The organism is Microbulbifer sp. (assembly GCF_051659245.1).
Taxonomy (GTDB): Bacteria; Pseudomonadota; Gammaproteobacteria; order Pseudomonadales; family Cellvibrionaceae; genus Microbulbifer.
The window spans coordinates 1-4627 of record NZ_JBOFOC010000207.1 but is presented as its reverse complement, the minus strand read 5'-3'; the positions used below and the strand labels follow the sequence as shown (position 1 = coordinate 4627).

At 62.0% G+C, this 4627-nt stretch carries 6 protein-coding genes; all 6 read right to left on the bottom strand.

The genetic code is table 11. From position 1 onward, the window contains the following. Positions 1 to 565: 565 nt before the first annotated feature. The gene (locus tag ACRC0P_RS19260) at positions 566 to 1126 is read right to left on the bottom strand and encodes a DJ-1 family glyoxalase III (protein WP_438632931.1); all 561 of its coding nucleotides are present in this window, start codon (positions 1124 to 1126) and stop codon (positions 566 to 568) included. A 174-nt stretch (positions 1127 to 1300) separates the two neighbouring features. Then, entirely contained in the window at positions 1301 to 2419 is a 1119-nt protein-coding gene (locus ACRC0P_RS19255; protein ID WP_438632930.1) for a DUF3570 domain-containing protein, read from the bottom strand. Positions 2420 to 2501: 82 nt separating this feature from the next. Next, complete coding sequence (locus ACRC0P_RS19250; protein WP_308365077.1) at positions 2502 to 2729, bottom strand: DUF4266 domain-containing protein; 228 nt, start codon at positions 2727 to 2729, stop codon at positions 2502 to 2504. A 4-nt stretch (positions 2730 to 2733) separates the two neighbouring features. Further along, the gene (locus ACRC0P_RS19245; RefSeq protein ID WP_438632929.1) at positions 2734 to 3210 is read right to left on the bottom strand and encodes a TlpA family protein disulfide reductase; all 477 of its coding nucleotides are present in this window, start codon (positions 3208 to 3210) and stop codon (positions 2734 to 2736) included. Positions 3211 to 3226: 16 nt separating this feature from the next. Next, complete coding sequence (locus ACRC0P_RS19240; protein ID WP_438632928.1) at positions 3227 to 3874, bottom strand: outer membrane beta-barrel domain-containing protein; 648 nt, start codon at positions 3872 to 3874, stop codon at positions 3227 to 3229. Further along, on the bottom strand, positions 3844 to 4627 hold a 784-nt coding region (locus ACRC0P_RS19235; RefSeq protein WP_438632927.1), incomplete at its 5' end, for an SH3 domain-containing protein. The genes ACRC0P_RS19240 and ACRC0P_RS19235, both read right to left, overlap by 31 nt.

Below are 4627 nucleotides of genomic sequence, written 5' to 3'. Positions count from 1 at the left end.
ATGCCGATCGCGGCCATGGGCCGCTCCTACAGGGAGATTCGGAAATGATTTTACGGCGTGGCGGCGGCCGTCGGGCGGGGCGGTTTTGTTGGGTGCGCCTTGCGCACCATTCGGGGCTGGTGTGGGGCCGGGAGTCTTTGAGGTTTTTTTGGATGCCGATCGCGGCCATGGGCCGCTCCTACAGGGAGATTCGGAAATGATTTTACGGTGTGGCGACGGCCGTCGGGCGGGCGGTTTTGTTGGGTGCGCCGTGGGCACCATTCGGAGCTGGTATGGGGCCGGCAGCTTTTGAGGTCTTTTTCGGATGCCGATCGCGGCCATGGGCCGCTCCTACAGGGAGATTCGGAAATGATTTTACGGCGTGGCGGCGGCCGTCGGGCGGGCGGTTTTGTAGGGTGCGCCGTGGGCACCATTCGGGGCTGGTGTGGGGCCGGGGGTCTTTGAGGTTTTTTTGGATGCCGATCGCGGCCATGGGCCGCTCCTACAGGGAGATCCGGAAATGATTTTACGGTGTGGCGGCGGCCGTCGGGCGGGGCGGTTTTGTGGGGGGAGGGGAATCCGGCGGTTAGATGCTGACCGCCATCGGCTCCGCCACTTCCCGCGCCTTTCCCTCTCCAAAGAGACTCGACACCAGTTGCAGTGCAAACGCCATCGCCGTTCCCGGTGCCTGGCTGGTAATCAGGTTGTGGTCGCAGACCACCGGTTCGTCGCTCACGGATTTGGCCTGCTTCTGCAATTCTTCGCGGAAGCCGCTGTGGCAGGTGGCGCGGTAGTCTTTCAGTAAGCCGTGGCGGCCCAGGGCCACTGCGGGCGAAGCGCAGATGGCGCCCAGCCAGCGGTCGCTGCTCAGTTGTTCCTCCGCCAGCAGTATCAGCGCTTCACAGTCGTGAAAGTGCTCCGCGCCCGGTACGCCGCCGGGCAGGGCGATCAGGTCCCAGTCGGCTTCCGGAAGGTCGCGGAACAGGCGGTCCGCCTCGATGTGCACGCCGCGGGAAGCGCGGATGCGTTTTTCCGGCATCACCGAGGCCACGGTGACCTCGGCGCCGGCGCGGCGCAGCACGTCGATGATGGTGACCGCTTCGATTTCCTCGGAGCCCTCGGCGATGGGGACGAGTACTTTGTTCATGGTGGGTTTCTCCAGGTTATCAGGATTTCTTTGAAAATCGCGATTCTGTTGTAGGAGCGGGCCATGCCCGCGACAAATTTGTCGGGAACAAATTTGGACGCCGAAGGCACCCGGAGGATGAGCACCAGGGACAAATCCGCCGGGAGCGGAAAGGAAGATCGGCGTTGCCGATCATCAGATCCAGATTGACCAGAATAGCCGAATTACATTGGCGCCGAAACTGTAGGTGGGTTCCTCTCCCGGTGTTATGTCGCTGACGCCGCCATGCACCGTCACATCGCGGAAATTGTCGTAGTCGAACAGCATATAGTCCCAGTAGAGGTTGACGGTGTTCTTGCGGTCCAGCAGCGACCAGCGGTCCGGCAGCACGTAGGAGACGCCGATACCCACAGAGGTGTTGGCATAGTCGCTCAGCTCCTTGTCGCGGGCGCGGAAACTGGTGGCGTTGAGGTAGGGGAAGAGGTCGCTGTAAAAGTCCGCCCCGGACTGCTTGTAGAAACGCAGCTTTCCTTCCAGTATCCACTGGTCCTTTTCTTCCAGCGGATGGGTGTAGCGGAATTCGATATTGTCGGCGCGGATGCCCCAGCTGTCGGCGTAGTAGCGGTACTCGCCCTTGATCGCCGCGCGGTAGGGCAGGCGGTATTTCGCGCGGATCGCCACCGCGTCGCTATTGCGGGTGGTGGGGTAGAACTCCGGCTGGTAGCTGAAGCCGGTGCCGGAATCCGGGTCCAGGAAGCGCACGCTGCGGTAGGGATTGTTGAGAAAGCCCTCGTCGGAGACGGTTTCCACGCTCAGTTCGGCGATCAGCTTTTGCGTGAGTATCTGGTTCCAGTTCAGGGAGTAGCGCCGGTGTTCCGCCTGTGCGGCGAAATTGTCGTCGCCGTTGCGGAAGACGTCGTCGCTGCCGTAGCTGACCCGCAGGCCCAGGGTGCTGAGGTCGCCGAAGAAATCCTGGCTGATGCCGAAGGATACCGTCTCCGCCTGGTAGTCGTTTTCCGAACTGTTGGTGTAGCCCAGGCTCAGGGTGGTTTTGTCCACCAGGTAGTCCGCGCCCAGGGAGTATTCGTCCCGCTGCTCGGAGTAGCGGCTGGCGGTGGCCTCCACGTCGATGGAGGCACCGGAAATCATGTCCACGTAGTAATTGGCGGAGAGGGAAAGGGAATTGCCGACGTTCTTGCGCACCAGCACCGAGGGGCCGTCGATGGTTACGCCGCCGCCGCTGTAGGAGTGGTACATGGTGTCGGCGCGCTCTTCCGGCAGTACCGCGGCGCCGGCGGCGAGGGGGAAGAACATCCAGGCCCACAGCAGCCATGTAGGAGCGGGGGGGCGGCCATCCGCCCATGCCCGCGACAAAAAGGAGGTCCATCGAAATTGATCAGTTACAGCCACAACCGCCTCCGCTGCCACCCTCGGCGCCGCGGGCCGCCTCGCGGGCTTCGTACACGTGGTTCATATAGCCGGCGGCCACCGGGTCCCGCTCGAAGCCCATGATCGGATCGGCCAGGTAGTGCCGCTCGTAGGGTTGCACCCACGGCGTTACGGTGCAGCCCTGCAGGAACAGCAGGCCGGCGGCGACGGATAGCAGCAGTAGTGGACGGGACATGGCTCTACTCCCGGATCAGTTCCTTGATGACTTTTTTGTAGGCGGCCTCGTCGCCGTCGCGGAATCCGCGGTGCACATGGCGGATCTTGCCGTCGCGGTCAATAAATACCGAGCTGGGCATGGCGTCCACGCCGAACAGCTTGCTCACCTCGCCTTTGCTATCGAACAGGACGGGGAAGTCCACCGGGATCTTGCCCAGCATCTGCTCCGCGTCGGCGCGCTTGGAATCCACGTTCACGCCCCAGACCTGGAAACCGGCGGCTTCATAGCGCGCGTTCAGTTCGTCCAGCAGCGGCATTTCCTGGCGGCAGGGGCCGCACCAGGAGGCCCAGAAATTCAGCATGATCACTTTTCCGCGCTGTTCCGCCAGGCGCAGGTTGTCACCCTTGTTGGAGGCCAAAGTGAAATCCGGGGAGGGCTCGGCGGCCGCAGCCAGTTGTGTGGAAAACGCCAGTAAAATGGTGGTCAATAAACGGATCATGAAAAAATCCCTCTAACTAAAAGTAAATGGAAATGCCGAGTTGGGCGGACAGATTGTTGGTGCTCTGCGCCTCGCCGAAAATCTCGTGCTCGAAAATATGGTCGCGGACATCCAGGCGCAGCGCCAGCCAGTCTTTGGTCAGCACCCGCACGCCGGCACCGACGTTGTAGGTGAAATGTTCCTCGTCGGCAAAGGCCGTGCTGCCGATACCGCCGATCAGGTACAGGTTGCTGTTCAGCGCCCAGCGGTCGAACAGGAAGTATTCACCGGGAAACAGGTTCCAGGCCAGCGAGAGGTTGTAGTAACTGAGTTCCCGCTGCTCGTCGGTGAGCAGCGGCGCCGAGCCGCTGAGACGCTCGAAACTGGATTCCCCCAACTCCGTCTGCCCGTAGGCGGCCTCCATAAAAACGTCCTCGTTGATATGGTAGGCAAGGGCGGCGCCGTACAGCGGGTTGGAGCCGAAATCCTCCACATTCATCACGCCGCCGGCAAAGAGGGTGATCTCGAAATTCTCGCTGTCGATCTGCGCCTCGCGGATTTCCCGCCGCTCCAGATCCGGGGAGATAATTTCGCCGAGGATATCGTCATCCTCTTGCGCCCAGGCGGCGGAAGCCAGCAGGGACGCGGCGATAATTACAGAAAAACGTCGAAACCCAGTTTCCACTCCACTATCTCCTGATTATTTTCCCGCGAAGTGAGCAGGTAGTGATTGGCCAGCTCGGCGCGCAGTGCAAAGCGCCGGGAGAGGTGCGTTTTTATTCCCACCCCGGTGAGCATCGCCGTGTCCCGCCGATCCTCGGTGGCCACGATGGTGGCGTTGGGCGAGGTGATATTGACCCCGGTGCCCAGCATAAAGTAGGGCGACAGCCGCCAATCGGGGAACGGCTGGTGCACCACTGCCACCTGGTAGGTCCGGCTGTCGGAAAACTCGCCCACCGCCTGGGTCGCGCGCAGTTCCGCGGAGATATTCGCGGTAAATCGGTAGCCGAGGGTCATCCCCAGGGAACTGGCGCCGTCGAAGTCGCCGTAGCTGAATCCCAGGTGGAAATCCTGGGTGCGGTAGTCGCGGTAATCCGGCACCGGCAGCACCACCTGCTCGTCGTTCTCGCCGTAGATTTCCCCCAGGTCCGCGATGCGCACCCAACCGGTGATTCCCCTGCGGGTCGACACCTTGACCCAGTCGGTGCGCCGCTTGAGCAGCCAGAGGGTCTCGCCGTATTCCAGTGCGTGAAAAATCGGGTAGCCGCGGCCCGGGCCGGTGTACATATCCACGTAGGGGGAGCCCACGGTGACTTTTTCGGCGTCGTCCGGCGGGGATTGTGCCGCGGCGGTACCGCACAAGAGCAGCGCCATGCAGACAAAATAAAAATGGGCGAGAGCACGCAATTGCTTACTCCACCGGACTCTATTCAGGCAC